Annotated in this window: 24 protein-coding genes; 9 read left to right on the plus strand and 15 right to left on the minus strand. The window is 73.5% G+C overall.

Annotation, left to right across the window (positions count from 1 at the left end; all coding sequences use genetic code 11):
- Positions 1-40 precede the first annotated feature (40 nt).
- On the minus strand, positions 41-1828 hold the full coding sequence (locus BLV02_RS08495) for an ABC transporter ATP-binding protein (RefSeq protein ID WP_069110923.1): 1788 nt from the start codon (positions 1826-1828) through the stop codon (positions 41-43).
- Positions 1829-1907: 79 nt separating this feature from the next.
- On the opposite strand from BLV02_RS08495, the gene BLV02_RS08500 reads away from it, so the two are divergent.
- Together BLV02_RS08500 and BLV02_RS08505 are read left to right on the plus strand one after the other, a co-directional pair.
- Entirely contained in the window at positions 1908-2474 is a 567-nt protein-coding gene (locus BLV02_RS08500; protein WP_069110922.1) for a TetR/AcrR family transcriptional regulator, read from the plus strand.
- Between the two features lie 60 nt (positions 2475-2534).
- On the plus strand, positions 2535-3590 hold the full coding sequence (locus BLV02_RS08505) for a PDDEXK family nuclease (protein ID WP_074946233.1): 1056 nt from the start codon (positions 2535-2537) through the stop codon (positions 3588-3590).
- Here BLV02_RS08505 and BLV02_RS08510 read toward each other — a convergent pair.
- From BLV02_RS08510 to BLV02_RS08530, 5 genes are read right to left on the minus strand one after another with little or no spacing between them, the layout of a single operon-like run.
- Positions 3587-4795 (minus strand): CehA/McbA family metallohydrolase, encoded by a 1209-nt coding sequence (locus BLV02_RS08510; RefSeq protein ID WP_069110920.1) that lies wholly within the window; start codon positions 4793-4795, stop codon positions 3587-3589. The two genes, BLV02_RS08505 and BLV02_RS08510, sit on opposite strands and share 4 nt — an antisense overlap.
- Entirely contained in the window at positions 4792-5883 is a 1092-nt protein-coding gene (locus BLV02_RS08515; protein WP_069110919.1) for an ABC transporter ATP-binding protein, read from the minus strand. The genes BLV02_RS08510 and BLV02_RS08515 overlap by 4 nt, the downstream gene beginning before the upstream one ends.
- On the minus strand, positions 5883-6704 hold the full coding sequence (locus BLV02_RS08520; RefSeq protein ID WP_069110918.1) for a carbohydrate ABC transporter permease: 822 nt from the start codon (positions 6702-6704) through the stop codon (positions 5883-5885). Before BLV02_RS08520 ends, BLV02_RS08515 begins: the two co-directional genes overlap by 1 nt.
- On the minus strand, positions 6701-7660 hold the full coding sequence (locus BLV02_RS08525; protein WP_083288518.1) for a carbohydrate ABC transporter permease: 960 nt from the start codon (positions 7658-7660) through the stop codon (positions 6701-6703). Before BLV02_RS08525 ends, BLV02_RS08520 begins: the two co-directional genes overlap by 4 nt.
- Positions 7635-9059: an extracellular solute-binding protein gene (locus BLV02_RS08530; RefSeq protein WP_069110917.1), complete on the minus strand. Its 1425-nt coding sequence runs from the start codon at positions 9057-9059 to the stop codon at positions 7635-7637. Before BLV02_RS08530 ends, BLV02_RS08525 begins: the two co-directional genes overlap by 26 nt.
- Positions 9060-9240: 181 nt before the next feature.
- Here BLV02_RS08530 and BLV02_RS08535 point away from each other — a divergent pair, with 181 nt between their 5' ends.
- Positions 9241-9984, plus strand: a complete 744-nt coding sequence (locus tag BLV02_RS08535; RefSeq protein WP_069110916.1) for a GntR family transcriptional regulator — start codon at positions 9241-9243, stop codon at positions 9982-9984.
- A 133-nt stretch (positions 9985-10117) separates the two neighbouring features.
- Here the strand turns inward: BLV02_RS08535 and BLV02_RS08540 are convergent, their stop codons facing one another.
- From BLV02_RS08540 to BLV02_RS36395, 3 genes are read right to left on the minus strand one after another with little or no spacing between them, the layout of a single operon-like run.
- The gene (locus tag BLV02_RS08540) at positions 10118-11260 is read right to left on the minus strand and encodes a hypothetical protein (protein ID WP_141711525.1); all 1143 of its coding nucleotides are present in this window, start codon (positions 11258-11260) and stop codon (positions 10118-10120) included.
- Positions 11257-11904, minus strand: coding sequence for a hypothetical protein (locus tag BLV02_RS08545; RefSeq protein WP_074946235.1), 648 nt, complete (start codon positions 11902-11904; stop codon positions 11257-11259). The genes BLV02_RS08540 and BLV02_RS08545 overlap by 4 nt, the downstream gene beginning before the upstream one ends.
- A complete protein-coding gene (locus BLV02_RS36395) occupies positions 11901-13166 on the minus strand; it encodes a hypothetical protein (protein WP_176986519.1) in 1266 nt (421 codons plus the stop codon). Before BLV02_RS36395 ends, BLV02_RS08545 begins: the two co-directional genes overlap by 4 nt.
- Positions 13167-13302: 136 nt before the next feature.
- On the opposite strand from BLV02_RS36395, the gene BLV02_RS08555 reads away from it, so the two are divergent.
- Both BLV02_RS08555 and BLV02_RS08560 read left to right on the plus strand, forming a co-directional pair.
- Entirely contained in the window at positions 13303-14256 is a 954-nt protein-coding gene (locus tag BLV02_RS08555) for an ATP-binding cassette domain-containing protein (protein WP_069110912.1), read from the plus strand.
- Positions 14253-15044 (plus strand): ABC transporter permease, encoded by a 792-nt coding sequence (locus tag BLV02_RS08560; protein ID WP_069110911.1) that lies wholly within the window; start codon positions 14253-14255, stop codon positions 15042-15044. The genes BLV02_RS08555 and BLV02_RS08560 overlap by 4 nt, the downstream gene beginning before the upstream one ends.
- Here BLV02_RS08560 and BLV02_RS08565 read toward each other — a convergent pair.
- A complete protein-coding gene (locus BLV02_RS08565; RefSeq protein ID WP_069110910.1) occupies positions 15013-18255 on the minus strand; it encodes an AfsR/SARP family transcriptional regulator in 3243 nt (1080 codons plus the stop codon). The genes BLV02_RS08560 and BLV02_RS08565 overlap by 32 nt on opposite strands.
- Between BLV02_RS08565 and BLV02_RS38495 the strand changes: the two genes are divergently transcribed.
- Together BLV02_RS38495 and BLV02_RS08575 are read left to right on the plus strand one after the other, a co-directional pair.
- Complete coding sequence (locus BLV02_RS38495) at positions 18248-18787, plus strand: Rpn family recombination-promoting nuclease/putative transposase (protein WP_425432570.1); 540 nt, start codon at positions 18248-18250, stop codon at positions 18785-18787. The genes BLV02_RS08565 and BLV02_RS38495 overlap by 8 nt on opposite strands.
- A complete protein-coding gene (locus tag BLV02_RS08575) occupies positions 18784-19011 on the plus strand; it encodes a hypothetical protein (protein WP_069110909.1) in 228 nt (75 codons plus the stop codon). Before BLV02_RS38495 ends, BLV02_RS08575 begins: the two co-directional genes overlap by 4 nt.
- Before the next feature lie 32 nt (positions 19012-19043).
- On the opposite strand, the gene BLV02_RS08580 is transcribed toward BLV02_RS08575, so the two are convergent.
- Genes BLV02_RS08580 through BLV02_RS08600 form a run of 5 tightly spaced genes read right to left on the minus strand, consistent with a single transcriptional unit; the run spans position 19044 to position 24637 of the window.
- On the minus strand, positions 19044-19859 hold the full coding sequence (locus tag BLV02_RS08580; protein WP_069110908.1) for a serine hydrolase domain-containing protein: 816 nt from the start codon (positions 19857-19859) through the stop codon (positions 19044-19046).
- Positions 19860-19868: 9 nt separating this feature from the next.
- Complete coding sequence (locus tag BLV02_RS08585; RefSeq protein ID WP_069110907.1) at positions 19869-21077, minus strand: Cmx/CmrA family chloramphenicol efflux MFS transporter; 1209 nt, start codon at positions 21075-21077, stop codon at positions 19869-19871.
- A gap of 13 nt (positions 21078-21090) precedes the next feature.
- Entirely contained in the window at positions 21091-21666 is a 576-nt protein-coding gene (locus BLV02_RS08590) for a TetR/AcrR family transcriptional regulator (RefSeq protein WP_069110906.1), read from the minus strand.
- A gap of 60 nt (positions 21667-21726) precedes the next feature.
- Positions 21727-23769: a M3 family metallopeptidase gene (locus tag BLV02_RS08595; RefSeq protein ID WP_069110905.1), complete on the minus strand. Its 2043-nt coding sequence runs from the start codon at positions 23767-23769 to the stop codon at positions 21727-21729.
- A 37-nt stretch (positions 23770-23806) separates the two neighbouring features.
- Entirely contained in the window at positions 23807-24637 is an 831-nt protein-coding gene (locus BLV02_RS08600; RefSeq protein WP_069110904.1) for an amidohydrolase family protein, read from the minus strand.
- Positions 24638-24732: 95 nt separating this feature from the next.
- Here BLV02_RS08600 and BLV02_RS08605 point away from each other — a divergent pair, with 95 nt between their 5' ends.
- The gene (locus BLV02_RS08605) at positions 24733-25632 is read left to right on the plus strand and encodes an aldose 1-epimerase family protein (protein WP_069110903.1); all 900 of its coding nucleotides are present in this window, start codon (positions 24733-24735) and stop codon (positions 25630-25632) included.
- A gap of 9 nt (positions 25633-25641) precedes the next feature.
- The gene (locus BLV02_RS08610) at positions 25642-26589 is read left to right on the plus strand and encodes a DNA polymerase domain-containing protein (RefSeq protein ID WP_069110902.1); all 948 of its coding nucleotides are present in this window, start codon (positions 25642-25644) and stop codon (positions 26587-26589) included.
- Positions 26590-26600 lie beyond the last annotated feature (11 nt).

The following is a 26600-nucleotide window of genomic DNA, read 5'->3' on the forward strand; positions in this document are numbered from 1 at the left end:
TTCGAGCATAGGTGGGCGCGATCTTGACCCGCGGCCGGGGTCAGGCGGTCGGTGTCGTGACCGCCTCCGGTTCGGGGGTGGCGATGCGCAGCGCCGCGACCAGCTCGCGGTAGAGCTCGTCGGCGCCGAGCAGCTGCTCGTGGGTGCCGACGGCGCGGACCCGGCCGGCCTCCAGCAGCACGATCTGGTCGGCGTCGATGACGGTCGACAGCCGGTGCGCGATGGTCACGACGGCGCCGGTGGCGGCCTGGCGGCGGATGCCCTCGGCGACTGCCGCCTCGCTGAGGCCGTCCAGCTGCGCCGTCGCCTCGTCGAGCAGCAGCAGTTCGGCGTCGGTCACCAGGGCGCGGGCCAGCGCGACCCGCTGCCGCTCGCCGCCCGACATCGTCGTCGGGGACAGTACGGTGTCGAGGCCGTCGTCGAGGTCGTGGACCCGGTGGTCCAGCCGGACCGTCGCGAGCGCCGCCCACAGCTCGTCGTCGGTGGCCTCCGGTGCGGCGTAGCTCAGGTTCTCGCGCAGCGTGCCGGGCACCAGCGGGGTGTCCTGCTCGACGTAGGCGATGCGGCTGCGCAGGTCGGACAGCCGCCATTCGGCGAACGGGCGGCCGTCGAGCACGATCTCGCCGTGCTGCGGCTGCAGGAACTTCAGCAGCAGCGAGAAGACCGTCGTCTTGCCGGCGCCGGACGGCCCGATGATCGCGGTGTGCCCGTGCCGCGGGATCGTCAGGCTGACGCCGTCGAGCGCCGGCGCGGACTCGGGGGAGTAGCGGTACTCGACGTCGCGCAGCTCCAGCGCGGCGCCGGCCGCCGTCGTCCCCGCCGCCGGGCCCGCCGCCGGCTCGTCGGACTCCGTCGCCATGGCGTCGATCTCGCCGATGCGGGCGGCCGCCGCGAGGCCGGACTGCACCGACGTCAGGCTCATCGTCAGCAGCATGACCGGCATCATCAGCTGGAACGCGTAGAGCAGGAACGCGACCAGCGTCGTCACCGTCATGTCGCCGGCCGCGACCCGGTAGGCGCCGACGCCGAGGATCAGCATGACCGCGAGGTTGATGCCGCCGCCGGTGATCGTCCACGCCCACGCCTCGAGCCGGACCGCGCGGATGCTCTTCTCCGCCGACCGCTCCGCGTGGTGGCCGATGCGGGCGGTCTCGCGGGCCTCGGCCCGGGCCGCCTTGACGGTGCGCAGCGCGCGCAGGACGCCCTCGAGCCGTCCGCCCAGCGCCCCCATCTCCTCCTGGGCCTCCTGCTGCGCCTTCGCCAGCCGCGGCATCAGTAGCCCGGCCAGGATCGAGACCACGACGATGACGCCCAGCGTCGTCCCCAGCAGCACGAGGTCGAGGTAGGCCATCAGCGCCAGCGCGCCGACCAGCCCCACCAGCCCGTTGACCCCGTTCACGATGCTCGACGTCGTGGCCTCGCGGATCAGCATGGTGTCGGACGTGACGCGCGTGACCATCTCGCCCGGGCTGCGCGACCCCAGCTCCGTCACCTTCGTTCGCAGCAGGTGCCGCACCATGCCCGTCCGCGCGGCCAGGATGATGCGCTCGGCCAGCGTGCCCAGCAGGATCGCCTGGATCAGCTCGACCGCCGCGCCGGCGACCAGCAGCACCGCCAGCAACGTCACCGGCCCGCGCAGCGACTCGTCCAGCTCCAGGCCGTCGAGGACGCTCTTCGTCACCAGCGGGGTGACCAGCTCGGCGCCGGTCGCGACCAGCCCCAGCAGCAGGCCGATGATCAGGATGCGCTTGTGCGGGCGCGCGTACCCCCAGAGCAGGCGGACCTTGGCGCTCGTCGGAAGGTCCGGGGTCGGTCGATCGTCCGTCATGCCGCCAGAATGACACACTGATGTCTCATTCTCAAGGTTCGGTGTTCTATTATGGTGGGGCTGTGTAATATAAGGGAGCGTGACGACGACCGACACCGGCGTACGCCAGCGCACCCGGCGCGCCATCCTCGACGCCGCGGTCGCCCTCTGGGCCCGCGACTTCTCCGCGTCCCTCGGCGACATCGCCGACCGCGCCGAGGTCAGCCGCAGCACCCTGCACCGCTACTTCCCGGAGCGCCAGTCCCTCGTCGACGCCCTGCTCATCGACTCGCAGGCCCGGCTTGGCGAGGCCTGGGGCGCCGCGGTCGCTGCCTCGTCCGCCCCCATCGAGACGATCGAGAACATCATGGGCGCCATCGTCGACCTCGCCGATCATGTCCTGTTCCTGTTCAGCGACCCGGACCGGTTCGAGGGCAACCCGCACTGGGACGACAGCGACGACGACACCCTCCCCGACCTCATCCGCGCCGCCCAGTCCTCCGGCGACCTCGACCCGGCCATCGACCCCACCTTCGTCATCGGCGTCATGTACTCCCTCATCTACGTCACGGCCGAGTCCGTGTCCGCCGGCACCCTGCCCCGCCACAAAGCCACCGACACCCTCGTCCGCGTCTTCCGCCACGGCCTCTCGCCGCGGCCTTCCTGACGGCGGCGCGCTGGGGCTCGATCCGGCCCGATCGTCCGGCGGCCTCGCTACGGTGGGGCCATGCCCGGCATCTGGTCTCAGAGAGACGGCCGGTGGGTGGCGCTCGAGCCCACGCGGTTCGCCCTCGAGCAGGAACTGCACGATCTCATCGAGGCCGAGCCGGGCATGCTGCCGCTGGCCGGAGCCCCGCAGCTGGCCGTCCTCGGCCGCGAGGTCCGATGCGGCTCCGGTTACGCCGACCTCGTCGCGGTCGAGGCGGCGACCGGACGTCCGGTGGTCGTGGAGATCAAGCTGGCGTCGAACACCGACCGGCGGGCGGTCCTGACCCAGGTGCTCGGCTACGCCGCCCACCTGCGTCGCCTCGACACGGCGGGGTTCGAGGCGCTGCTCGCGCCACATCTTGCCAAGCGTCGGCTCGACTCGATCGACGCCGGCGCGGCGGTCGCCACGGCGAACCCGGCGTTCGACGACGCCGCCTTCCGTGCGGCTCTCTCGGCGGCATTGGACGAGGGCCGGCTGCGCTGCGTCGTGGTCATCGACGAGGCGCCGGCCGACCTGATCGAGCTGGTCGGCTACCTGCAGGACGTCAGCAACGAGCGGCTCGACCTCGACCTCGTCACGGTGACGGCGTACGACGTCGGCGGGCGGCGGGTGCTGGTCCCGCAGCTGATCGAGCCGGAGCGGGCCATCGCCCAGCCGATGCCGGCCCGCGCCCTGGCGCCGGAGCCGGCGGTGACCGACGGGCCGGGAGTGTTCGCGACCGCCATCGACACCGTCGCGCCGGACCGCCGGCCGCTGCTCCAGCAGTTGCTGGCCTGGGCGATCGAGCTGGAGACTGGCGGGCTCGCCACCCTCCACACGGCGGCGGGCCGAGACCGTTGGACCCTCCGGGTGCACCTGCGCGGCCAGCGACGGGGACTGGTCACGCTGTGGAACGAGAACGGCGGCTACGTCTCGCCGTTCCGCTCGGTGTTCCTCCAGGTGGCGCCGGACACTCTGCGCCTGTTGGACGAGCGGTACCCGGGCGAGATCGGCGCCGGCAACTACGTCCGGACCGACGACGTCGCCGGGCTGCTGGAACTGCTGACCGCCGCTTACCGGGAGGCCGCCGGCTAGGGGGTCACGGCGACGACGGCGGCGGAGCGGGGGGTCTCGAGGCGGTGCGGGCCCTCGGCGCCGGGGAAGCGGGCCAGCTCGCCCCGGACCACCTGCCGCCGCCCCCACACGTCCGCGAGCAACAGTCCGTCCCCACCCACCGCGACCAGTTCGCCGTCCACCCGCAGCAGGGCCGGCGCCGACACGTCCCACGAGAGCGACGTCCGCCCGGCCCGCAACGCGTCCAGCACGTCCGGAACGGAGGGCGACGCCGCGGCGACCCAGGTGACCGGGCGACCGATCGGGCGCCCGTCGGCCGGGGAGTGGAAGTCCGACCCGCCGATCGGCACCGTCGACAGCCCCCACGCCGTCCACCACGCCAGCGGCCCGGTCCACTCGTGCGCCATCCACGTGTGGTGGAAGATCTCCGCCAGCGGCGGCCGCACGTCCAGCGGATGATGCCACGCACAGTCGCCGGACAGCGGGTGGTTGATCGACAGCAGCCCGCCGGCCTCGGCGACGGAGGAGACCCAGGTCGACGGCGGCCGGCGGAAGTCGACCCAGGGGATGGGGCCGAACGCGTTCGCGTGACCGCGGTCGGTCGTCACCTCCTGGCCGGGCAGCAGCGTCAGCCCGTACCGCGACCCCACCGACGGCAGCGCGGCGTGGTGCGCCACGGTGTTGTGGTCGGTGACGGCGAGTACGTCGAGGCCCGCCTCGACGGCCAGGGCGGCCAGGCCGGCGATCGGCAGCGAGCCGTCGGAGTGCAGCGTGTGGGCGTGGAAGTCGCAGGCCAGCCACGTCAGCCCGGCGTCGGCCGGCAGCGCGCGCCGCGGCGGGCGGGCGGGCACCGGCGGCCCCTCGGGCTCCGGGTCCAGCGGCGACGACGGGTCGTCCAGCACGACGGTCACCGACACCGGCACCCCCGCCTCCGGCACCCGGTACAGCCCGAGCACGACCGACCACTCGCCCGGCTCCAGCTCACCGGCCACGTACCCGGGCGTCGCGGCGGACGGCGTGACGGTGAACCGGCGCCGCGCGCCACCGGACCAGCCACGCCAGCCCGCCGCGCCGGAGCAGCCGAGGTCGACCACCGCGCCCTCGCCGGAATAGGAGAGGACGACGTGCACCGACGACGTCCCCGCCGGCACCTCGAACGGCACGGACAGGTACGGCGACGAGGCCCGGTCCGCCGGGAACAGCCGCCGCGACAGCAGCTCCGTCATGCCGCGGCCGCCACCGGCTCCAGCAGCTGCTCCGTCTCGGCGTCGAACAGCAGCGTCCGGTCCGGCCGGACGGCGACCCAGCCGGGCGTGCCGGGCGTCGGCTCCTCGTCCTCGTCGACGACGACCTGCACCGGCAGGCCGTCCCCGGCCTCGACGGTGACCAGCACCGACGCGCCGAGGTTCTCGACGACGGTGACAGTGCCGCCGATGGCGTCCGGCACGGCCGACGCCGACCAGCGCAGGTACTCAGGCCGCCCGCCCCAGATCACCTCCGCGCCGTCGGACAGGCCCGAGACCCCGGGCGGCAGCGGCAGCGCCGCACCGGCCACTCGTACGGACGACCCCGCGACGACGCCCGGGTGCAGGTTCATCGGGGTCGACCCGACGAACCCGGCGACGAACGTGTTGGCGGGCCGGCGGAACACGTCGCGCGGAGACCCGACCTGCTGGATCTTGCCCGACCGCATGATCGCGATGCGGTCGGCCAGCGCGAGCGCCTCCGCCTGGTCGTGCGTGACGAAGACGGTGGTGACGCCGAGGTCGCCCTGCAGCCGCTTGAGGAACGTCCGCGCCTCCAGCCGCAGCCGCGCGTCGAGGTTCGACAGCGGCTCGTCGAACAGGAACACGTCGGGCTTGCTGGCGACGGCGCGCGCGAGGGCCACGCGCTGCTGCTGCCCGCCGGACAGCTGGCCGGGCCGGCGCGCCGTCAGCCCGCCCAGGGACAGCCCGGCAGCGACGTCTTCGGCGGTGGCCAGCCGCGACGACCGGTCCACCTTCTGGATCTTCAGCGGGTAGGCGATGTTGTCCGCGACGGTCATGTGCGGGAACAGCGCGTAGTCCTGGAACACCATCGCGACGCGGCGCTCGCCGGGCGGCAGCGTCGTCACGTCCCGCGACCCGATGGACAGGCCGCCGGCCGTCGCCGTCTCCAGCCCGGCGATCGTGCGCAGCAGTGTCGTCTTGCCGCAGCCGGACGGGCCGAGCAGCGCGAAGAACTCGCCGTCCTCGATGGTGAGGTCGAGCCCGTCGACGGCGCGGACGCCGCCCGGGTACTCCTTGACCAGTTCGTGCGTGGTGATCGCCGCCATCAGCGCTTGATCCCTCCGTGGAAGCGGAAGCCGTACCGGCGGTTCACGAACAGGTACATGAGCACCACCGGTATGGAGAAGAGCAGGGAGAACGTGGAGATCAGGGCGAGGTTGGGCTGCCCGCCCTCGGTGTAGAAGGTGAACATGACGACGGCGGCCGGCTGCCGGTCGGGGGAGCGGAGCAGGATGAACGGCACCAGGAAGTTGCCCCACACCTGCACCACGGCCCAGACGGCGATCGTGGCCAGCCCGGGCCGCGCGATCGGGACCACGACGTGCCGCAGGATCTGCAGCGACGACGCGCCGAACACCCGCGCCGACTCCTCGTAGGAGCGCGGCGTCGAGTCCATGAAGTCCTTCAGGATGAAGATCGCCGTCGGCAGCAGCCCGCCGGTCAGCACCAGCACGACGCCGAGCTGCCGGTCGATCAGCCCCAGCTCCGTCATCAGCAGGAACGTCGGCACCATGGCCGCCGTCCCGGTGACGATCGACGACAGCAGGAGCAGCAGGTAGAGCAGCGTGTCGCGGCCGGGGATGCGGACCCGGGACAGCGCGTACGACGCCAGCGCGGCCAGCACGAGCGTGATCGCCATCGTCCCGGCTGCGATGATCACGGAGTTGCCGAGCGACCGCATCGCGTACGGGTTGTCCCACAGCGTGCGGAAGTTCTCCAGCGTGAAGTCCGGCAGCGACACCTGCACCGACGGCGCGGCGTCGAACGGCGCCGTCAGCAGCCACAGCAGCGGCAGCGCGAAGAACACGAACACGAAGCCGATGAACACGTACCTGCCGACGGTTCCCAGCGCCTCACGAACCGTCATGACCGGCGCTCCCTCAGCAGTCGCAGGTACACCGACGCCACGATCAGGTTGATGATGATCATGATCAGCGAGAGTGCGGCGCCCTCACCGAGCGCGCCGTCGCGCAGCGCCACCCGGTAGATGTAGATGCCGAGGATCTCGGTGCGTCCCTGCGGCCCGCCCGCGGTGATCAGGTACGGCGCGAACACGTTGAACGTCCACAGCGTGATCAGCAGCGTGTTGGTGAGGATGTGGCCGCGGATGTTCGGCAGGACGACGTCGCGCAGCGTCGCGAAGGTGCCGGCGCCGGCCATCTTCGCCGTCTCGAACTGCGACGGCGGCACCGACGCCAGCGCCGAGCTGAACAGCAGCATCGAGAACGCGGTGCCGTTCCAGATGTTGAAGACGATGATCGACTGCATCGGGTACTCGAGCAGCCACGCCGTGCCGTCGGTGCCGAGCAGCGCGTTCAACGTGCCCTCGCGCCGGTCCAGCAGCGCCAGCCACAGGAACGCGACGACCGACGCCGGGATGATCCACGCCAACAGGACCACGGTCTCGAGCACCGAGCGCACGGCGGGCCGCAGGCGGCGCGCCGTCCACGCCAGCGCGAAGCCGAGGATCGACTGCCCGATGATCGCGGAGAAGAACACGAACGCCAGCGTCAGCATCAGCGAGTTGCGGAACGCCGGGTCGCTCAGCGCGTCGGTGTAGTTCTCGGTGCCGACGAACTCCGGCTCGGCCGCGGCGATGCCGGTCAGCCGCCAGTTGGTCAGCCCCAGGTAGAGCGTCCAGATCGCCGGGAAGACCAGGAAGACCGCGACGACCAGCAGTGCCGGCGCGACGAACCCGGTGGCCCGCCAGCGCCCGAGCCCGGCGGCGTCACCGTCGTCGACCGCGCGGGCCCGGCGGGCACGACCCTCCGGAGAGGGCGCGCCCGCCGGGTCGACGTCAGTCGGCGATGGAACCGTCGTCACCGACGATGCCCTCCAGTTCGCTCTGGTAGGCCGACGCCGCGTCCTCGGCGGACGTGCCGGACGCCACCGCCGCGGTGGCGTTCTGCAGCGCCACCGACACCTGCGGGTAGATCGCGAGCGCCGGGCGGTAGGCCGTGATCGGCAGCACGTCCGAGGCGATGAACTCCATCAGCGGGTCGCCGGCCAGGGCCTGCGCGTTGACGTCGTCGCGCGGGGTGATGCGCGCGCCGGCGGTGCTGATCAGCGCCTCGAACGCCTCGGGCGAGTTCATGAACGCGAGCAGCTCCCACGCCTGCTGCGGGAACTCGGTGTTCGGGTTGATGACGCGGCCGGTGCCGCCGGACATGCTGACGAAGTCCTGGCCGTTCAGGCCGGCGCCGGGCTCGCGGGCCGGGATCTTCGCCCAGCCGACGACCTCGTCGCGGTTCGCCATCGGCGCGATGCCGCCGTCGGGGTTGATGACCGAACGCCACAGGTAGTCGCTCTCGATCAGCATGCCCAGCTGGCCGGACGCGAACAGCTGGAAGGAGGTGTCGCGGCCCTGGGCCTCCTGCTGCAGCAGCGGGTCGCCGAGCGCTTCGTCGCCGTAGACCTGGCCGTAGAAGTCGAGCACCTCGGTGACGCCGTCGGTCGCGCCGGTCCAGGTGTCGTCGGCCCAGACCTGCTCGCCGGTGCCGGCCAGCAGCGGCAGGAAGCCCTGCATCGTCGTCGCCTCGCCCATCGGGACGCCGGCGTTGATCTGCAGCGGGGTGACGCCGTCGAGCTGCTTGAGCGCCCGCGCGGCCTCCAGGATCTCGTCCCAGCTGGTGGGCTGCCAGTCCTCCGGTAGCCCGGCCTGCGCGAACAGGTCCTTGTTGAAGTAGATGACGCGGCCGTCGGTGCCGACAGGGATGCCGTAGGCCTGGCCGTCGAACGACATCGCCTGCTGGACGGCGTCCGGGATCTGGTCCCAGCCGTCCCAGTCGTCGACGGCGTCGCCCGCGACGTCGGTGAGCGGGGTGATGTAGCCGGCCTCGGCGAACTCGCCGGTCCAGATGCCGTCGATGCTGATGATGTCGCCGCCACCGCCGGACTGCAGGTCGAGGGCGATCTTGGTCTTGTAGTCCTCGTCGTCGACGCCGTTCTCCTCGAACTCGACGGTGACGTCGACGCCCTTCTCCTCCTGCATGGCGGTGAACTCGGGGATCACGTAGTCGGTGATCCACGCCGCGCCTTCGGAGTTCTTGCCGCCGGCGATGGCGTTGTCGGTGATGGTCAGTGTGACCTCGGTGGCCTCGGCGTTCTGCGAGGGGTCGCCGCCCGCGGAGCCTCCGCCGTCGTCGTCGCCACCGCACGCCGCCAGGACGAGCGCCGCCGCGAGCAGGCCGGCCGTGCCGCCGAGCCCGGTGTTGATCCTCATCGATCCCTCCAGAGCAACCGAACCTCGATGTCCGGCTGTCAGATTGTCATGACTTCCTGATGAGGTCTAGACCTTCTGTGAGCTGTGACCTCACTGGGACCTCAGGTGACCGGTCACACGAGCCGCGCCATAAATGTCCTAACATACTGACGTACGCAGCAGCGAGGCGAGGGGGTACGGCGTGACCGAGGGGATCCCGGAGCTCGTGGTCGACCGCACCAGTCCGGTGCCGCTGTACTTCCAGGTGGCGCAACATCTGGAGCAGCTGATCGAGTCCGGCGCGTATCCGCCCGGCACCCGGCTCGACAACGAGATCCAGCTGGCCGACCAGCTCGGTCTGTCCCGCCCGACCATGCGCCGCGCCATCGAGTACCTCGTCGACCGCGGCCTGCTGGTGCGCAAGCGCGGCGTCGGCACCCAGGTGGTGCAGCCCAAGGTGCGCCGCCCGGTCGAGCTGTCCAGCCTGTACGACGACCTCACCGCGGCCGGCAAGCACCCGCACACCGAGATTCTGTCGTTCGAGGTGCAGGAGCCGAGCGAGGTGGTGGCCGAGGCGCTCGGCCTGGCCGCCGGCGACACCGTCTACGCCGTCCGCCGGCTGCGCTTCACCGGCGACGAGCCGCTGTCGATCATGAGCAACTACGTGCCCACGGCCATCGTCCGGCTCGACGCCGAGTCGCTGGAACGGACCGGCCTGTACGCCGTCATCCGCGCCGCCGGCGTCAACCTCAAGATCGCCACCCAGACCATCGGCGGACGGGCGGCGCGGGCGGCGGAGGCGCGGCTGCTCGGCGAGCACTCCGGCGCGCCGCTGCTCACCATGACCCGCATCGCCTACGACGAGACCGGCCGCGCCGTCGAGTACGGCGCGCACCTCTACCGGGCGTCGATGTACACGTTCGAGCTGACGCTGACGACCACCTAGCGTCCGGCGCCCCGCCGGTCCGGGGGTGTTGGTGCGTGGCGCGGTGACAAGAGCGCCAACGGTTGGCGTTGGTGTCAACCCGCCGGGACAGCCCCCGCTGGGCGGGGTCGGCGGGTCCCGCCTCGTCCCGGCGTCAGCGCGGCCGCTCCTGCAGGCGGTCCAGCAGGTCGGGGGCGAGCGCGCCGAACCCGGTCGAGGCCCAGGGCTCGACGCCGGCGTCCATGTAGTGGACGACGGTGTCGCCGGTGGGGAGGTCGAGGATCTCCGGTTCGCGCCGCTTCCCGAGGTCGCGACGGCAGGCGCCGCAGCAGGGCACGTCGCGCGTTCCCGCCGAGGTCTTCCACGAGGCCTTCGTCGTCGCCGGGCCGTGCAGGGGGTTGAAGAAGCAGGCCGCCGCGGGCGTCCACGACCGGCCGTCGGCGGCGGCGCTGAGCGCGTCGTCGCCGCGGCGGGCCAGCACCAGGGCGCCGATCGAGTCGGCCGCCGCCTCGGAGCGGTCCAGGATCGCCGTCGCCGCCTGGTAGTGGTCCAGCGCGGCCGCCCAGGTGGCGCCGTCGTCGCCGTGCTCGATCTCCAGCGCCTGGATGCGCTCGCCCAGCGCGGCGGTCTCGGTCTCGGCCCGGCGCCGCCAGTCGCGGGTCTGCGCCGACGAGATGCGGCGCAGCGCCCGCCGCTTCAGCGCGACCTCGCCGCGCGGCCTACGCCGCCGCAGCAGGATCGCGGCGACGACGACGGCCAGCGCGATGCCGAGGCCGATCGCGACCGGCGGATCCATCCCGAGGACCTGCGACGAGTCGTCGCCGGTGCTCGTGCCCGTCTCGGTCCGCTCCGGGAACTGCTCTTCGTACTGCTGCTCGGCCTCGCCGCTGGCGAAGACCTTGACGGTCTCGATGACCTGGAGCCCGAGGTCGCTCGGGTACTTGTCGCCGGCGACGTATGTGGCCAGCGCGTCCTCGTTGTTCGTCACCGCGTTGTACTTGGTCGACTCGACCCGCCACTCGTCCGACCCGGAGTGCTGCGCGACGAAGTAGACGCCGTCCTCGTCGAACTGGTTGTGGACCAGCGACACCAGCTGGTTGCCGGACACATCGGAGTCGTATCTCAGCGGCACGACCAGCACGAACACCGGCTGGGCGGCGTCGTCGACCAGAGCGGTCAGCTCGGACAGCTGCTCCGCGGACAAGTACTCGGCGAGGGACGGGTCGACGTGCACGCCGTCGTCGGCGAGGTCGGCCGCGATGGCCGCCGCGTCGGGCTCGTAGGCGACGTCGCTCATGCCGCCGCCGCCCTCCGATGCCGCGCGAACGCCCACACGCCCAGCCCGAGCAGTCCCGCGCCGACGCCGCTGAAGCCGCCGATGAGCAGGCCGGCGGCGATGGTGCCGCCGGTGCCGCCCCAGTAGTGGCTGCCGGTGTCCTCGCCCACCTCGTACTCCCGCCCGTCGTTCTCGTCGATCGCCTGCAGCACCGCCGCCGCCTCGGTCTGCGTCGTATCGTCGACTGCGGAGTAGATGGAGTAATGCTCGCCCTCGATGCCGACGTCGCTGGTGTAGAGCTCCACGCCGGGGTCGACCTGAATGTACAGCCCGTGCCGTCCGGTGAGGTCGCCGATGCGATGCAGCACGTCGGACGGCGAGCCGTAGCCGGCCTCGCGGGTGGCCGGCCACACGACGACGAAGACCTGCGGGTCGGACGCGGCGGCCGCCGCCTCCAGCTGGGCCAGCTCGGCGTCGGTGTACGTGTCCGCGGCGCTCGGGTCGACGTAGACGTGCGCGTCGCCGAGCACGTCCGCCGCGGCCCGCGCCCGCTCGGGCACCGGCCGCTCCGGCACGACGTCGGGCGTCGCCAGCCACCAGGCGAGGGCGCCGCCGCCGGCCGCGACGACCAGCGTGATCAGCAGTCCCGCGATCCACCGTCTCATCGGCGCGCGCTCCGATCGTCGAGGACCTGGGCGGCGAGGTCGCCGACCAGCGCGCCGAACCCGGTCCGGGCCCACACGGTGGACGTCTCGACGTACGGCGCCCAGCCGCGCAGCCGCCGACGGACCGCCAGGAACCGGTCCTGGGTGCGGCTGCAGTCGCGGCACACCGGCGCGTCGATGGACGAGCCGTCGATGCGGACGGTGGCGCGCGCCTCGCCGTGCAGGGGGTTGATGAAGCACGGCCGGTACGGATCGCGCTTCGGCGCCGTGGCCCGCTCGGTCTCGCGGACGGCGACCGCCGCCAGCACCGTCGCACCGACCGCGTCGAGCGGGTCGCCGGTGGCGAGCACGAGGTCGCCCGCCTCGACGGCGTCGGCCGCGGCCGTGCCGGCGGGTGAGGTCAGCTGCTCCGGCGACAGCCCGGCCAGCCGACGCCGCGCGTCGTCGAGCTGCCGCGTGGCCGTGGCGGCGACGCCGCCGGGCACCGCGGACGTGGTAGGCATGGCCCGCCCGGCCCGGGTGGGGCCCACCCTACGGGCGGGCACCGACACACTCGCCGACCCGGACCGCCGTCCCGCGGCGCCCCGGCCGGTCGCGGGCTTGGCCCGGAGCACGACCGGCGTGATGATCGCCCCGGCGACCAGCAGCCCGAACGTCGTGGCGAGCAGCGCCACCCAGCGGCCGGCCGCCTTGTCGGCGCGGTCGTAGTCGGTCTCGGCGACGAACGCCCACGGCTGGGCCGCGTAGTCGTCGACGAGGGAGTCGGGCAGCTCGTCCAGGGGCGCGGCCGCCCAGCGCACCGTCAGCACCGCCTCGAACAGCGCCGACGCGCGCGGGTACTCGCCCGCCGCGTTCGACTCGGCCCGTTCGATCGCGAACGCGACCGGCGCGGTGTAGGCCTCGTCGAGCTCGCCGCCGCCCCACGACCGGGTGTAGGCGATGCCCTCGCGGAACTCGACGTGGTAGAGCCCGTCGCCGAGCTCGGCGCGGAACAGCGCGGCCGCCTGCTCCGACACCGAGTCGGTGCCGGCGAGGTCGGTCGGGGTGTCGGCCAGCACGACGTACACCGGCACGCCGGCGTCCTCGGCGGCCTCGGTGAGCAGGTCGTGCGCCGCGGCGGAGTCGCCCATGGCCATGGACGGTTCCACCAGGATCGGGTCGGCGCGCAACTGCTCGATCATCGCGTCGACGGTGCCGGCAGGCGGCTCGGCGGGTGCCCCCAGGAGCAAGGCAGCGGCAGCCAGGGACGGGAGTAGGGGCACCGGCACAGCCTACTGACCTCGGCACACATCCGTGTCAGCGGCCGTATCAGCGCCGTGTCAGCGCGGTCTCACGGCCGCGTCAGGACCCGGACCCAGAGTGGTCACATCGGCACCGAAGACCACGAAACGAGGAGCCATGACACTCGACCGACCGGCGGCCATCGCCGCGACCGGCCTGCGCAAGTCGTACGGCGAGCAGGTCGTCCTCGACGGCATCGACATCACCGTCCCCGAGGCGACGATCTTCTCGCTGCTCGGCCCGAACGGCGCCGGCAAGACGACCACCGTGCAGATCCTCTCCACCCTGATCCAGGGCGACGGCGGCAGCCTCAGCGTCGCCGGTCACGACCTGGCCACCGACGCGGACGGCGTGCGCGGCGCGATCGGGGTCACCGGCCAGTTCTCCGCCGTCGACAACCTGCTCACCGGCGAGGAGAACCTGCTCCTGATGGCCGACCTGCACCACCTGGAGCGCGCCGAGGGCCGCCGCCGGACGGCCGAGCTGCTGGAGCGGTTCGACCTGGTGGACGCCGCGACGAAGCCGCCGTCGATGTACTCCGGCGGCATGCGCCGCAAGCTGGACCTCGCGATGACGCTGGTCGGCGACCCGAAGGTGATCTTCCTGGACGAGCCGACGACCGGCCTGGACCCGCGCACCCGGCGCACCATGTGGACGGCGATCCGCGAGCTGGTCGCCGGCGGCGTCACGATCTTCCTCACCACGCAGTACCTGGAGGAGGCCGACGAGCTGGCCGACCGCATCGCGCTGCTCGATCACGGCAAGATCGTCGCCGAGGGCACGTCCGACGAGCTCAAGCGGCTGATCCCGGGCGGGCACCTGCGGCTGCAGTTCACCGACCCGGCCGAGCTGGACCAGGCGGCCCGCACGTTCGCCGGCTCCACCCGCGACGACGCCGCGCTGGCCCTGCAGATCCCCAGCGACGGCGACGTGCACTCGCTGCGCGCCGTCCTCGACCACCTCGACGTCGCCTCGATCGAGGTCGCGTCGCTCACCGTCCACACCCCCGACCTCGACGACGTGTTCCTCGCGCTGACGGGTCGCCCCACCGAACAGGAGCTGGTCCGGTGAGCACCCTCACCCTCGCCGCCCGCGACTCCCGCACGATGCTGCGGCGGAACATGCGCCGCTGGGTCCGCTACCCGGCGATGACCGTCCAGCTGATCGGCATCCCGGTGATCTTCCTGCTGATGTTCGCCTACGTCTTCGGCGCGACGCTCGGCGCCGGGCTCGGCGGGCCGGCCGGCGACCGCGGCGACTACATCAACTACCTGGTGCCCGGCATCATCCTCATGACGGTGTCGGCGTCGGTGCAGGGGACCGCGATCTCCGTCGCCATGGACATGCACGAGGGCATCATCGCCCGGTTCCGCACCATGGCCATCTCCCGCGGCGCGGTGCTCACCGGGCACGTGATCGGCAGCTTCCTGCAGACGCTGGTCGGCCTGGCCATCGTCATCGGGGTGTCCCTGCTGATCGGGTTCCGGACGAACGGCAACGTGGCCGAGTGGGCCGCCGCGATCGGGCTGATCTGCCCGTTCTCCATCGCGCTGACGTGGCTGGCCGTGGCCTTCGGGCTCAAGGCGAAGAGCGTCGAGACGGCCAGCAACCTGCCCACGCTGCTCGTGCTGCTGCCGTTCCTGGGCAGCGGGTTCGTGCCCGCCGACTCGCTGCCGGCCGGCATGAGCTGGTTCGCCGAGTACCAGCCGTTCAGCCCGGTGATCGAGACCGTGCGCGGGCTGCTGCTGGGCACCGAGATCGGCTCCAACGCCGTCCTCGCGCTGGCCTGGACCGCGGCGATCGGGATCGCCGGCTACCTCTGGGCGCTCAGGCTGTTCCGCCGGCCTCCGGTCCGGTGACCGGCCGCCCCAGCACCGACTCGGCCATCTCGCGCACCCGCGAGATGGCCGTCGTCGCGTCCAGGTCCGCGAGTTCGCGCTCGGCCGCGGCGGTCAGCTCGGCGGCGGTCTCGTCGCCGAGAGCGGCGCGGACGGCCGTCTCGGCGGCCACCGGCTCGGCGCGGGACCGGTCCAGACCGCCCGTCAGCGCCGTCGTGGACGCCAGCAGCCAGGCGGCGTCGGCGGGCCGCCCCACCCGGAGCGCGTGGTCGGCGAGACCGACCAGCACCCGCCCGATGACGTCCTCGTCGCCGACGGTCAGCGCCAGGCCGGCCGCCGCCGCGCGCTCGCTGCCCGCCGTCGCCAGGTCGCCGCCGGCGGCGGCGAGGTGGCCGCGGGAGTCGTACACCATGGCCCAGAACAGCGGGTGGACGGAGATGGTCGTCAGCAGCGCCTCGGCCCGGGCCAACTCGCTGCGGGCGGTGCCGAGGTCGCCGGCCCAGCGGGCGAGGTCGCTCCCGTAGAGCGCGAGCCCGGCGACGGAGTCGGGCCAGGCCAGGCCGGTCGCCTCGCGGTCGGCCCAGGCGAGCGTCGCGGCGCTGCCCTCGGCGTCGCCGAGCAGCCAGCGCAGCTGGGCCTCCTTGCCGCGCATGAACACGAGGTCCTCGGTGGTGCCGACCTGGCCGGCGGCGCCGGCCGCCTCCTCGTAGTGACGCAGCGCGCCGGCGAGGTCGCCCTGCCGCGCCAGCAGGTCCGCCAGGGTGGTCAGCGCGAACGAGATGCCCCATCGCTCGCCGGTGCCGCGGAACTCCGCCAGCGCCAGCTCGCACGGCGCCAGCCGGTCGGCCATCGGCAGCAACCGCGCCTGGTTGAGCCGGCCCAGCGCGCGGACCCACGGGTCCTCGTCGTCGAGCAGCTTCGTCATCGACTCGGTGAAGATCTCGTCGCCGTACTTCATGAAGTCGCCCATGCCGCCGACCATGCGCAGCAGCGGGTTGGTCCGGTTGCCGCGGGACAGCCGTTCGGCCTCGTCGATCCAGCCGCGCACCTCGCGCTCGTCGCCGAGACCGGCCGTGGCGATCATCGCCAGCCCCGCGTAGGCGGTGGCCCGGACGATGTCGTCGCCCTCGCCGGGCGCCGCGAGCGCCTCGGTCGTCAGCTCGGCGCCCTCAGCCCGGTGACCGGACAGCCACCAGTACCACAGGGCGCCCGTCGCCAGCCGGACCGCCGCCCCGGCGTCTCCGGCGGCGACGGCGCCGCGCAGGGCGACGGCGAGGTCGTCGTGGACGGCGCCCAGCCGTCGCAGCCACTGCAGTTGCTCGGCCCGGCGCAGGTGCGGCTCGGCCTGCTCGACGAGATCGGTGACGTAGCCGAGGTGGGCCCGGCGGACGGTGTCGCGCTCGCCGGCGTCGTCGAGCCGCTCGAGGCCGTACGCCTTGATCGTCTCCAGCATCGCGTACCGCGGCGTGTCGCCGTCGTCGTGCACCATCAGCAGCGACTTGTCGCTCAGCGCGATCAGCTCGTCCAGCACGTCGGCGCCGTCGCCGCACACCCGCGCCGCCGCCTCCGCCGTGGCGCCGTGCGCGAAGACCGCGAGCCGGCGCAGCACGACCCGCTCCCGCTCGGGCAGCAGCCCCCAGCTCCAGTCGACGACGGCGCGCAGCGTCTGGTGGCGGGGGAGCGCGGTGCGGCTGCCGCCGGTGAGCAGCCGGAACCGGTCGTCCAGGCGGGCCGCCAGCTGCTCGACCGTCATCGTGCGCAGCCGGGCCGCGGCCAGCTCGATCGCCAGCGGCATGCCGTCGAGCGCGCGGCAGATGCGGGCGACGGCGGGCGCGTCGGTCTCGGTGACGGTGAAGCCGGGACGCGCCGCGCGGGCGCGGTCGGCCAGCAGCCGGACGGCGTCGAAGGCCAGCAGGTCGCCGGCGGCGCCGTCGTGTTCGGGCGGCAGCGCTAGCGGCTCCACCGGCCAGACCGCCTCGCCGGTGATGCCCAGCGGCTCGCGGCTGGTGGCGAGGATGCGCAGGCCGGGGCACTCGCCGAGCAGCCGCTCGGCCAGCTCGGCCGCGGCGTCGATGACGTGCTCGCAGTTGTCCAGCACCAGCAGCGCGGCGCGCGAGCGCAGCACCGCGACCAGCCGGCCGGCGGTGTTGTCGTCGGGCGCGGCGGGGAACATCTGGTCGCGCAGGTCGAGGGCGCTGAGCACCGCGGCGGGCAGGTCGGCGCCGGGCCCGACCGGCGCCAGCTCGACCATCCACACGCCGTCGGGCGTCGCCTCGACGAGCCCGCGCGACGCCTCGCCGGCCAGCCGGGTCTTGCCCGACCCGCCCGGCCCGGTCAGCGTCGTCAGGCGGTATTCGCCGACCAGGGCGCGCACCTGGGCGACGTCGGCGTCACGGCCGACGAAGCTGGTCAGCCCGGCCCGCAGGTTGGTCCGCGGGGCCGGCCGGTCGGCGGGTGCGGGCGCCGGCGCGGGCATCGGCGCGGACGCCGGCCCCGCGGAAGGCGGCGGCAGCTCGCCGCGCAGGATGGCGGTGTGCAGCGCGGTCAGCTCGGCCGACGGGTCGGTGCCCAGCTCGTCGGCCAGCGCCTCGCGGGTGCGCTCGTACGCCGCCAGCGCCGCCGCCGGGCGCCCGGCCGCGACCAGCGCCCGCAGCAGCTGGCCCACCAGCCGCTCGCGCAGCGGGTACTCGGCGACCAGCGTCGTCAGCTCGGTGGTCAGCGCGGCGCCGCGGCCCAGCCGCAGCGCCGCCTCGACGCGGTCCTCCGTCGCCGTCAGCCGCAGCTCCTCCAGCCGGGTCCGGGCCGCCGCGAAGTACTCCGACTTCGCGACGTCCAGCAGCGCCGGCCCGCGCCACAGCGCCAGCGCCACCCGCAGCCCGTCCTCCAAGGCCGCGTCGTCGCCCGCCGACCGGGCCGCCGCGGCCGCCCGCTCGAACCGCGCCGCGTCGACGGCGTCCGGGTCCAGCGCCAGCCGGTAGCCGGACGGGTGCGACTCGAGCGCCAGCCCTGGGAGCGCGCGCCGCAGCCGCGACACCAGCGCCTGCAGGGCGTTCGCGGCGCCGGCCGGTGGCTGGTCGCCCCAGATGCCGTCGATCAGCTGGGCGATCGGCACCAGCCGGCCCGGCGCCAGCGCCAGCGCGATGAGCAGCGTGCGCAGCCGCGCGCCGGCCACGTACACCGACGAGTCGTCGTCGGCACGGACCTCCAGCGGTCCCAGGATCCCGATGCGCACCGCACGCATTCTGCCGCAGCCGCGGCGCCACCCTGTCAGTCCCGCCCCGTACCTTTCCCACCATGTCCGTTCAGCCGAATCCGCACGATGCGGTGTTCGACGGGTCCTCGGTGAACCCGTGAACGCCGCATCGCAGCTGCGAGCCGTCCTTCCGGCTGGTGTGACCGACCGGCTCGATGGCGGCACTCCGACCCTGTTGTTCACCGCACCCGTCGAGGGCCGCGAGGCCTTCCTCTACGTCCTGATCGAACACCAGAGCAGCACCGATCCGCTGATGCCGTTCCGGATGCTGCGCTACGTCGTGCGCATCTGGGAGTGGCCCTGCCGATGTCGCCGACCTGCTCGACCTCGACGGCGAGGTCATCGAGGCGGCGCGAGGGCACCTGCCCCGGTTCCGGTTCCTGCTCGACGACCTGGCCCGTCTCGACGAGCGGGCGCTGCGGGCTCGGCCACTGACCCCGCCAGCCCGGATCACGCTGCTCCTACTCAAGATCGCCGCCGGCAACCCCCGTCTCGACGACGACCTCCGTGACTGGACCGACGACCTGCGCCAGCGAGACGCCTGCCGACCAGTTGCACCAGCTGTTCACGCAACTCGGACCCGAGGCGGAGGAGGCCTACGTGACCACCGCGGAGATGCTTCGTAGCGAAGGCGAGGTCCGCGGGCGCGCCGAGGCTCACGCCGCCTCCAGCGCGCAGCTGGAGAACTGGACCGCCCGCGTCCTCACTGCCGAATCACTCGGCGACGTCCTGTAGGCGCTCACAGCGCGCCTGAATCGGCCGGCCCGTCAGGCCCGCAGCTCGGCGATGACGGCGTCGCTGTAGGGCGGCCAGGCCTCGGCCGCCCAGCTGCCGAAGTCGCGGTCGGCCAGCGCGACGCAGGCGGCGCCGACGTCGGGGTCGACCCAGAAGAACGTGCCGGCCTGGCCGAAGTGGCCGTACGTGCGCGGCGAGTTGGTGCTGCCGGTCCAGTGCGGCGACTTGCCGTCGCGGAGGTCGAAGCCGAGTCCCCAGTCGTTCGGCCGCTGCATGCCGAACCCCGGCAACACACCGTCGAGACCGGGGAACCGCACCGTCGTGGCCTGCTCGACGGTGGCCGGGTCGAGCAGGGCCGGGGCCATGAGCTCGGCGACGAACCGCGCGAGGTCGGCCACCGTCGACCGTGCCCCCGACGCCGGCGACCCCTCGAACACCGTGCCGGTCATGCCGAGCGGCCCGAGCAGGCCGTCGCGGACGTAGTCGGCGAACGGGATGCCGGAGCGCTTGGCGACGTGGTCGGCCAGCTGCTCGAACCCGGAGTTGGAGTAGAGCCGGCGCCGGCCGGGCGCCCACGCGGCCTTGTGCTCGTCGAAGGCCAGCCCGGACGCGTGCGCCAGCAGGTGCGCGACGGTGGAGCCCTCGGGACCCGCGGGGTCGTCGAGGTGCACCGCGCCCTCCTCGACGGCGATGAGCGCGGCGTAGGCGGTGAGCGGCTTCGTCACCGACGCCAGCCGGAACTGCCGCTGCTGGTCGCCGTGCGCGCCGGCCAGGGTGCCGTCGGCGCGCACGACCGCCGTCGCCGCGTGGCCGACCGGCCACTGCTCCACCATGCGAACGCTGTCCATGGCCCGACTCTATGCGTCGCAGGTGGCCAGGGCGGGACGGCCCACGGCGACGAGCGCGCGCTCGTGTCGTCGCTCCTGGTCCCAGGCCGCGACGGCGACGCCGAGCGCGACCAGCGCCAGCCCGGCGGCCAGCCAGACCGGCGCGACGTAGCCCCAGCCGGCCGAGATGGCGGCGCCGCCCAGCCACGGGCCGAGCGTGTTGCCGACGTTGAACGCCGACGTGTTCACCGACGACGCCAGCGTCGGCGCGTCGCCCGCCACCACGAACACCCGGGCGTTGAGCCCCGGCGCGATGGAGAACCCAGCCACGCCGACCGCGAACACCGCGGCGATCGCGCCGGCGGTGCTGCCGGACACCAGCGCGAGCACCGTCATCGTCACCGCCAGCGCGACCAGGCTGCCGACGATGTTGAGGAACAGCCCGCGGTCGGCGATGCGCCCGCCGACGGTGATGCCGAGGAAGCTGCCCACCCCGAACAGCGCCAGCACCAGCGGGACGTCCGCCTCGTCCAGCCCGGCGACGTCGGTGAGCAGCGGCGCGAAGTAGGAGAACGCCGCGAACATCGCCGCCTGGAACGCCGCGGTCGTGGCCAGCGCCAGCCAGATGCGCCGGCCGCGGAACACCCGCACCTCGTCGCGCACGCGCGGCGGCGCCGTGCTCGCCCCGGCCGCGCGCGGCACCAGCGCGGCCACCGCGGCCGCCGTCACGACGCTCAACGCGGCCACCGACCAGAACGCCGCCCGCCAGCCCAGTTGCTGGCCGACCCACGTGCCCGCGGGCACCCCCAGCACGTTGGCCAGCGTCAGCCCGCCGACCAGCACGGCCAGCGCCCGCGCCGTCGCGTCCGCCGGGGACAGCCGGACCGCGACCACCGCCGCGACCGCCCAGAACGCGCCCGTCGCGACCGCCGACACCACCCGCGCGACCATCAGCAGCTCGTACGACGGCGCCAGCGCGGCCAGCACGTGCCCGGCCAGGAACACCGCCGACGCCGCCAGCAGCGTCGCCTTGCGCGGCAGCCGCAGGGTCGCGACCGCCATCACCGGCGCGCCGATGGTCATGCCGATGGCGAACGCCGAGATCAGCAGCCCCGCCTGCGGAATCGTGACGTCGAGGTCGGTGGCGATCTCGGGCAGCAGCCCGGCGATCATGAACTCGGTGGTGCCGAGGACGAAGACGCTCGAGCCGAGGACGTAGACGGCCGGCGGTACGCGCACGAGGGCTCCCGGTTCAGAGGCTGTCGACGAGCGCGTCGACGATGTCGGTGAGACGGGCGCGGTCCTCGGCGACCCTGCCGACGACGTGGATGCCGGTGAGCGCGGCGTGCACCAGGCGGGCCTTGGCGAGGGCGTCGCCGGGGGACAGTTCGCCGGTGGCCTGGCCGCGCTCGATCAGGGCCCGCATGGTCGCGACGATCGTGTCGAAGTCGTCGCGGGTCAGCTCGGCGACCGCCGCGTCGGCGCCGCCCAGCTCGACGGCCGCGTTCAGCGCCAGGCAGCCGCGCCGCGCCGGGTCACCCAGCTGGGTGTCGACGGCGCGCAGCAGGAAGCCGCGGACGACCTCGCGCACCGGCCCGTCGCGCGCCAGCAGCTCGGCCTGCTCGGTGCGGGTGCGCCGGCCGTAGCGGCGCAGCGCCTCCTCGTAGAGGTCGCGCTTGCTCTTGTACGTGTTGTAGAGGCTGCTGCGAGCCAGGCCGGTGCCCTCGCAGAGATCGTTCGTCGAGGTGGCGGTGTACCCGCTCACCCAGAACACGTCCATCGCCGCGTCGACGACGGAGTCGGGGTCGAACTCCCTGGGCCGGGCCATGCCCGTCACCGTAGCCGGTTCTGGACCAAGCTGTCCAGAACCGGCTGCGCGACCCGGCGCCTACCCGGCCAGTCCGCGGCGGACGAGCAGCGGCTCGATCTGCGGGTCGCGGCCGCGGAAGTCGCGGAAGGCCTGCATGGCGTCGACGCTGCCGCCGCGGGAGAGCAGCGTGCGCCGGAAATGGTCGCCGTTCTCGCGCCGCAGGCCGCCGTTCTCCTTGAACCACTCGACGGTGTCGGCGTCGAGCACCTCGCTCCAGATGTAGGAGTAGTAGCCCGCGCTGTAGCCGCCGGCGAAGATGTGCGCGAAGTACGACGTGCGGTAGCGCGGCGGCACGGCGTCGAGCGCGACGCCGGCCCGCTCGAGCGCGGCCGCCTCGAACGCCAGCGGGTCGTCGACGACGGTCCCGGCCGAGATCTCGTGCCACGCGAGGTCGAGCAGCGTCGCCGCCAGGTACTCCGTCGTCGCGAAGCCCTCGCCCCAGATCTGGGAGTCGAGCAGCCGCTGCACGAGGTCCTGCGGCAGCGGCGCGCCGGTCTCGTGGTGGACCGCGTAGTTGGCCAGCACCTCGGGCCAGACCGCCCACATCTCGTTGACCTGCGACGGGAACTCGACGAAGTCGCGCAGCACGTGGGTGCCCGAGAACGTCGGGTAGGTGACGTCGGAGAACAGGCCGTGCAGGGCGTGGCCGAACTCGTGGAACATCGTGTTGACCTCGTCGAACGTCAGCAGCGCGGGCTCGCCGGCCGGCGGCTTGACGATGTTGAGGTTGTTCACGACGACGGCCTGGGTGCCGTGCAGCGCCGACTGGTCGACGAACGAGTTCATCCAGGCGCCGCCGCGCTTGGAGTCGCGGGTGAAGAAGTCGCCGATGAACAGGCCCAGCCCGCTGCCGTCGGCGTTGGACACCTCGAAGACGCGGGCGTCGGGGTGGTAGGCGACGAGGTCGTGCCGCTCGGTGAACGACAGGCCGTAGAGCTTCCCGGCGGCGAAGAAGACGCCGTCGCGCAGCACCCGGTCGAGCTCGAAGTACGGCCGCAGCTCGGCGGCGTCGATGTCGTACGTCGCGCGCCGCACCTGGTCGGAGTAGTGCGCCCAGTCCCACGCGCGCAGCTCGAACTCGTCGCCGATGGCGGCCTGCAGCTGGGCCGCCTCGGCGTGCGCGTTGGCGACGGCGGCCGGGGTCAGCTTGCCGAGCATGTCGTGGACGGCGGCCGGGGTCTGCGCGGTGCGGTCCTCGAGCACGTATGTCGCGTGGTCGGGGTGGCCGAACAGGGCGGCCCGCTCGGCCCGCAGCGTCGCGATGCGCACGGCCGTCTCGCGGGTGTCGTGCTCGTTGCCGTTGGCGCCGCGGCCGACGGACGCGCGGTGGATGCGCTCGCGCAGCCCGCGGTCGGTCAGCGACGTCAGCACCGGCTGGCCGCTGGGCAGCCCCAGCGTGATGACGTGCTTGCCGTCGAGGCCGCGCTCGCGGGCGGTCTCGGCGGCGGCCGTGACGGCGTCGGCGGACAGCCCGGCCAGCTGTGCGGCGTCGTCGACGACGACGGCGGAGGCGTTGGTGTCGGCCAGCAGCTTGTTCTGGAACGCCGTCTCGAGGCCGGACAGCTCCTCGTTGACGGCCCGCAGCCGGTCCTGCTGCTCGGCGCTCAGGCCGGCGCCGGCGCGGACGAAGCCGAGGTGGGTGCGTTCCAGCAGCCGCCGCGACTCGGGGTCGAGGTCGTCGGCCGACCCCAGCAGCGCGTCGATGCGCGCGAACAGCCGTCCGTCGAGGTGAATGGCGTCGGAGTGCGCCGCCAGCTTCGGCGACACCTCGGCCTGGATGGCCTGGATCTCGTCGTCGCTGTCGGACGACGCCTGGTTGAAGAACACCGCGGCCACTCGGTGCAGCAGCTGGCCGGAGCGTTCGAGCGCCACGACGGTGTTCTCGAACGTCGGCGGCTCCGGGTCGGTGGCGATGGCCTCGACCTCGGCCCGCTGATCGGCCATGCCGCGCTCGAACGCCGGACGGTAGTGGGCGCTCTCGATGCGGTCGAACGGCGGCAGCCGGTAGGGCAGCTCGCTGATCGTGTCGAACGGGTTCTGCTCTTCCGCAGGATTCGGCATACCGGAAAACTACCCGAGCAGCGACGCGGCCCGAGCCTCAGCGGGCGCCCTCGCCGAGCCGGTAGAACCGCCGCGCCGTCACCGACCGCAGCGGCGTCGCGACGTCCGGCCCGTACCCGTCGACGACCTCGACGAGCGCGGACCACACCGGGTCGAACCCGCCGGCCCGCTCGGCGATCGGCCAGTCGCTGCCCAGCATCAGGCGGTCCGGGCCGAACAGCTCGACCGCGGTGTCGATCCACGGGCGCAGGTCGGTGCCGGGCTCGGGGTACAGGCCGGACACCTTCGCGTGCACCCGCGGGTTCGCCGCGACGGCGGCCAGCCGCTCGCGCCACGGCCCGGGGTCGGCGCCGAACGGCGGCGCCGCCAGGTGGTCGACGACGACGCGCAGCTCAGGCAGCAGCTCGCTCAGCTCCAGCAGCACCTCCAGGTGACGGGGGAGCACCGCGACCAGGTCGAACGGGACGTCCGCGCGTTCCAGCAGCCGCAGCCCGTCGATCACCTCGGGACGCAGCAGCCAGTCGGGGTCGGGCCGGTCGTGGATGAGGTTGCGGACGCCCACGAAGCCGGGCCGCGCCGCCAGCTCGGCGAGCCGGTCCGCGGCGCGCGCCGGGTCCTCCAGCGGCACGTACCCGACGACGCCGAGCACGGCCGGGAACCCCGCGGCGACGGCGAACATGGCGTCGGTGTCCTCGTCGCTGTCGGCCGACTGCACCAGCACCGTCCCGGCGATTCCGTGCCGCTCCAGGTGCGGCGCCAGGTGCTCCGGACCGTAGTGCCGGTGGATGACGGTGTCGGCCGGATCCATCCACGGATACGCGACCGCCGACGGGTCCCAGAAGTGCTGGTGCGCGTCGATCAGCGGCATGCGGGCCCTCCGTGCGTCGATGGCGTCGCGGGCAGGTTATCGGGCGCCCGGCTACAGTGACCGCGGCCGGACCGTCACCTGAGCGAGGAGAGCCCGTGGAGAGCACCCATGCGATCCAGCTCGGCGACACCCGTGCGGTCGTGTCCGAGTTCGCGGCGGCGCTGCGCTCGCTGAGCGTCGGCGGCACCGAGCTGGTCGAGCCGCACACCGCCTTCGGCCCGCCGCCGCTGGCCGCCGGCGCCGTCCTCGTCCCCTGGCCCAACCGCGTCGACGGCGGCCGCTGGAACTACGCCGGGGTCGAGCAGCAGCTGAACATCACCGAGGCCGCCGGGCACGCCGTGCACGGACTGCTGCTGACCGCCCGCTACACCCACGCCGGCGGCGGCGCCGCGTCCGTCACGCTGGCCGCGCCGATCACGCCGCAGGCCGGCTACCCGTTCACGCTCGACACCTCCGTCGACTACCAGCTCACCCCCGACGGCGTGAACGTCAGGCACCGCATCCGCAACGCCGGCGCCGGGCCCGCGCCCGTCGCCGTCGGGGCGCACCCGTACCTGCGCATCGGCGACGTGCCCGCGCGCGACCTCACCCTCACCCTGCCCGCCGGCCGGGCCTTCCACCTCGACGAGCGGAGCATCCCCACCGGCACGTTCGACGTCACCGGCACCGGTCACGACCTCCGCGGCGGCGTCCGGCCCGGCGAGGGCACCGCGCACGGCTGCTTCACCGACCTCGACGTCGCCGGCGGCGTCGTCACCACGTCGCTGCGGGCGCCAGACGGCCGCACGCTCGAGCTGTGGCAGGAGCCCGCGTTCGGCTACGTCCAGCTGTGGGTCACCGACTACTTCCCGGGCCCCGACGGCCCCGTCGACGCCGTCGCCGTCGAGCCGATGACGGCGCCGCCGAACGCGCTGCGCACCGGTGAGGCGCTGCGCTGGCTGCTGCCCGACGAGACGTGGACGCTCACCTGGGGTCTGCGCCTCGTCGGGGGATAGGTTGGCTCCATGAGCGCCGACGAGGAACGCGACGGCGTCCCGCTGACCCACCTCGACCAGCCGCTGTCCGACGACGACGGCGCCACCAAGCGCGACCTCGTCGACTACCTCGACGCCGTGCACGAGCGCCTGCTGCCGGGGCTGGCCGGCCGGCCGCTGTCGGTGGTCCGGGTCCGGCCCGGACAGCCCGGCTTCATGCAGAAGAACGTGCCCAAGTACGCGCCGTCCTGGATCCCGACCGTCAAGCTGTGGGCGCAGGCGTCCAAGCGCGAGGTGTCGTACGCGCTGTGCAACGACCGCCGCACGCTGCTGTGGTTCGCCAACCAGCGGGCCGTCGAGTACCACCCGACGCTGGTGCTGGCCGAGCGGTGGGACGTCCCGACGCACCTCATCATGGACATCGACCCGCCCGAGGGCGAGCCGTTCGCCGTCGCCGCGGCCGCCGCACACCTCGTCCGCCGCGCCCTCGAGAACGACGGCCTGGCCGGCGCGGTGAAGACCAGCGGCTCGAAGGGCGTGCACATCTTCGTGCCGCTCCAACCGCACTCGCACGAGGACGTCGCCGCCGCCACCCGGGCGCTGGCCGCCCGCGCCGAGCGGCTCGACCCCGCGCTGGCCACCACGGCGTACATCAAGGACGACCGCGACGGCAAGGTGTTCCTCGACTCCACCCGGGCTGGCGGCGCCACCGTCGTCGCGGCGTACAGCCCGCGGCTGCGGCCGGGCCTGCCGGTCTCGTTCCCGGTCGGCTGGGATCGCCTCGACTCCGTCTCCCCGCTCGACTTCACCGTCCACTCCGCTCCCGCCCTCCTCGGCGGCGCCGATCCCTGGGCCGCTGCCATGCCTGAGCCCCAGCGTCTCCCCTCCGATCTCGTCGACGAAGGCCACACCATTCCGGTCGCGCGGGTCGCCGCCATGCACGAGGGCAAGAGGCGTGCGCGGGAGCGGCAGCAATAGGGCCGGTCAGC

Source organism: Jiangella alba (assembly GCF_900106035.1).
GTDB lineage: Bacteria > Actinomycetota > Actinomycetes > Jiangellales > Jiangellaceae > Jiangella > Jiangella alba.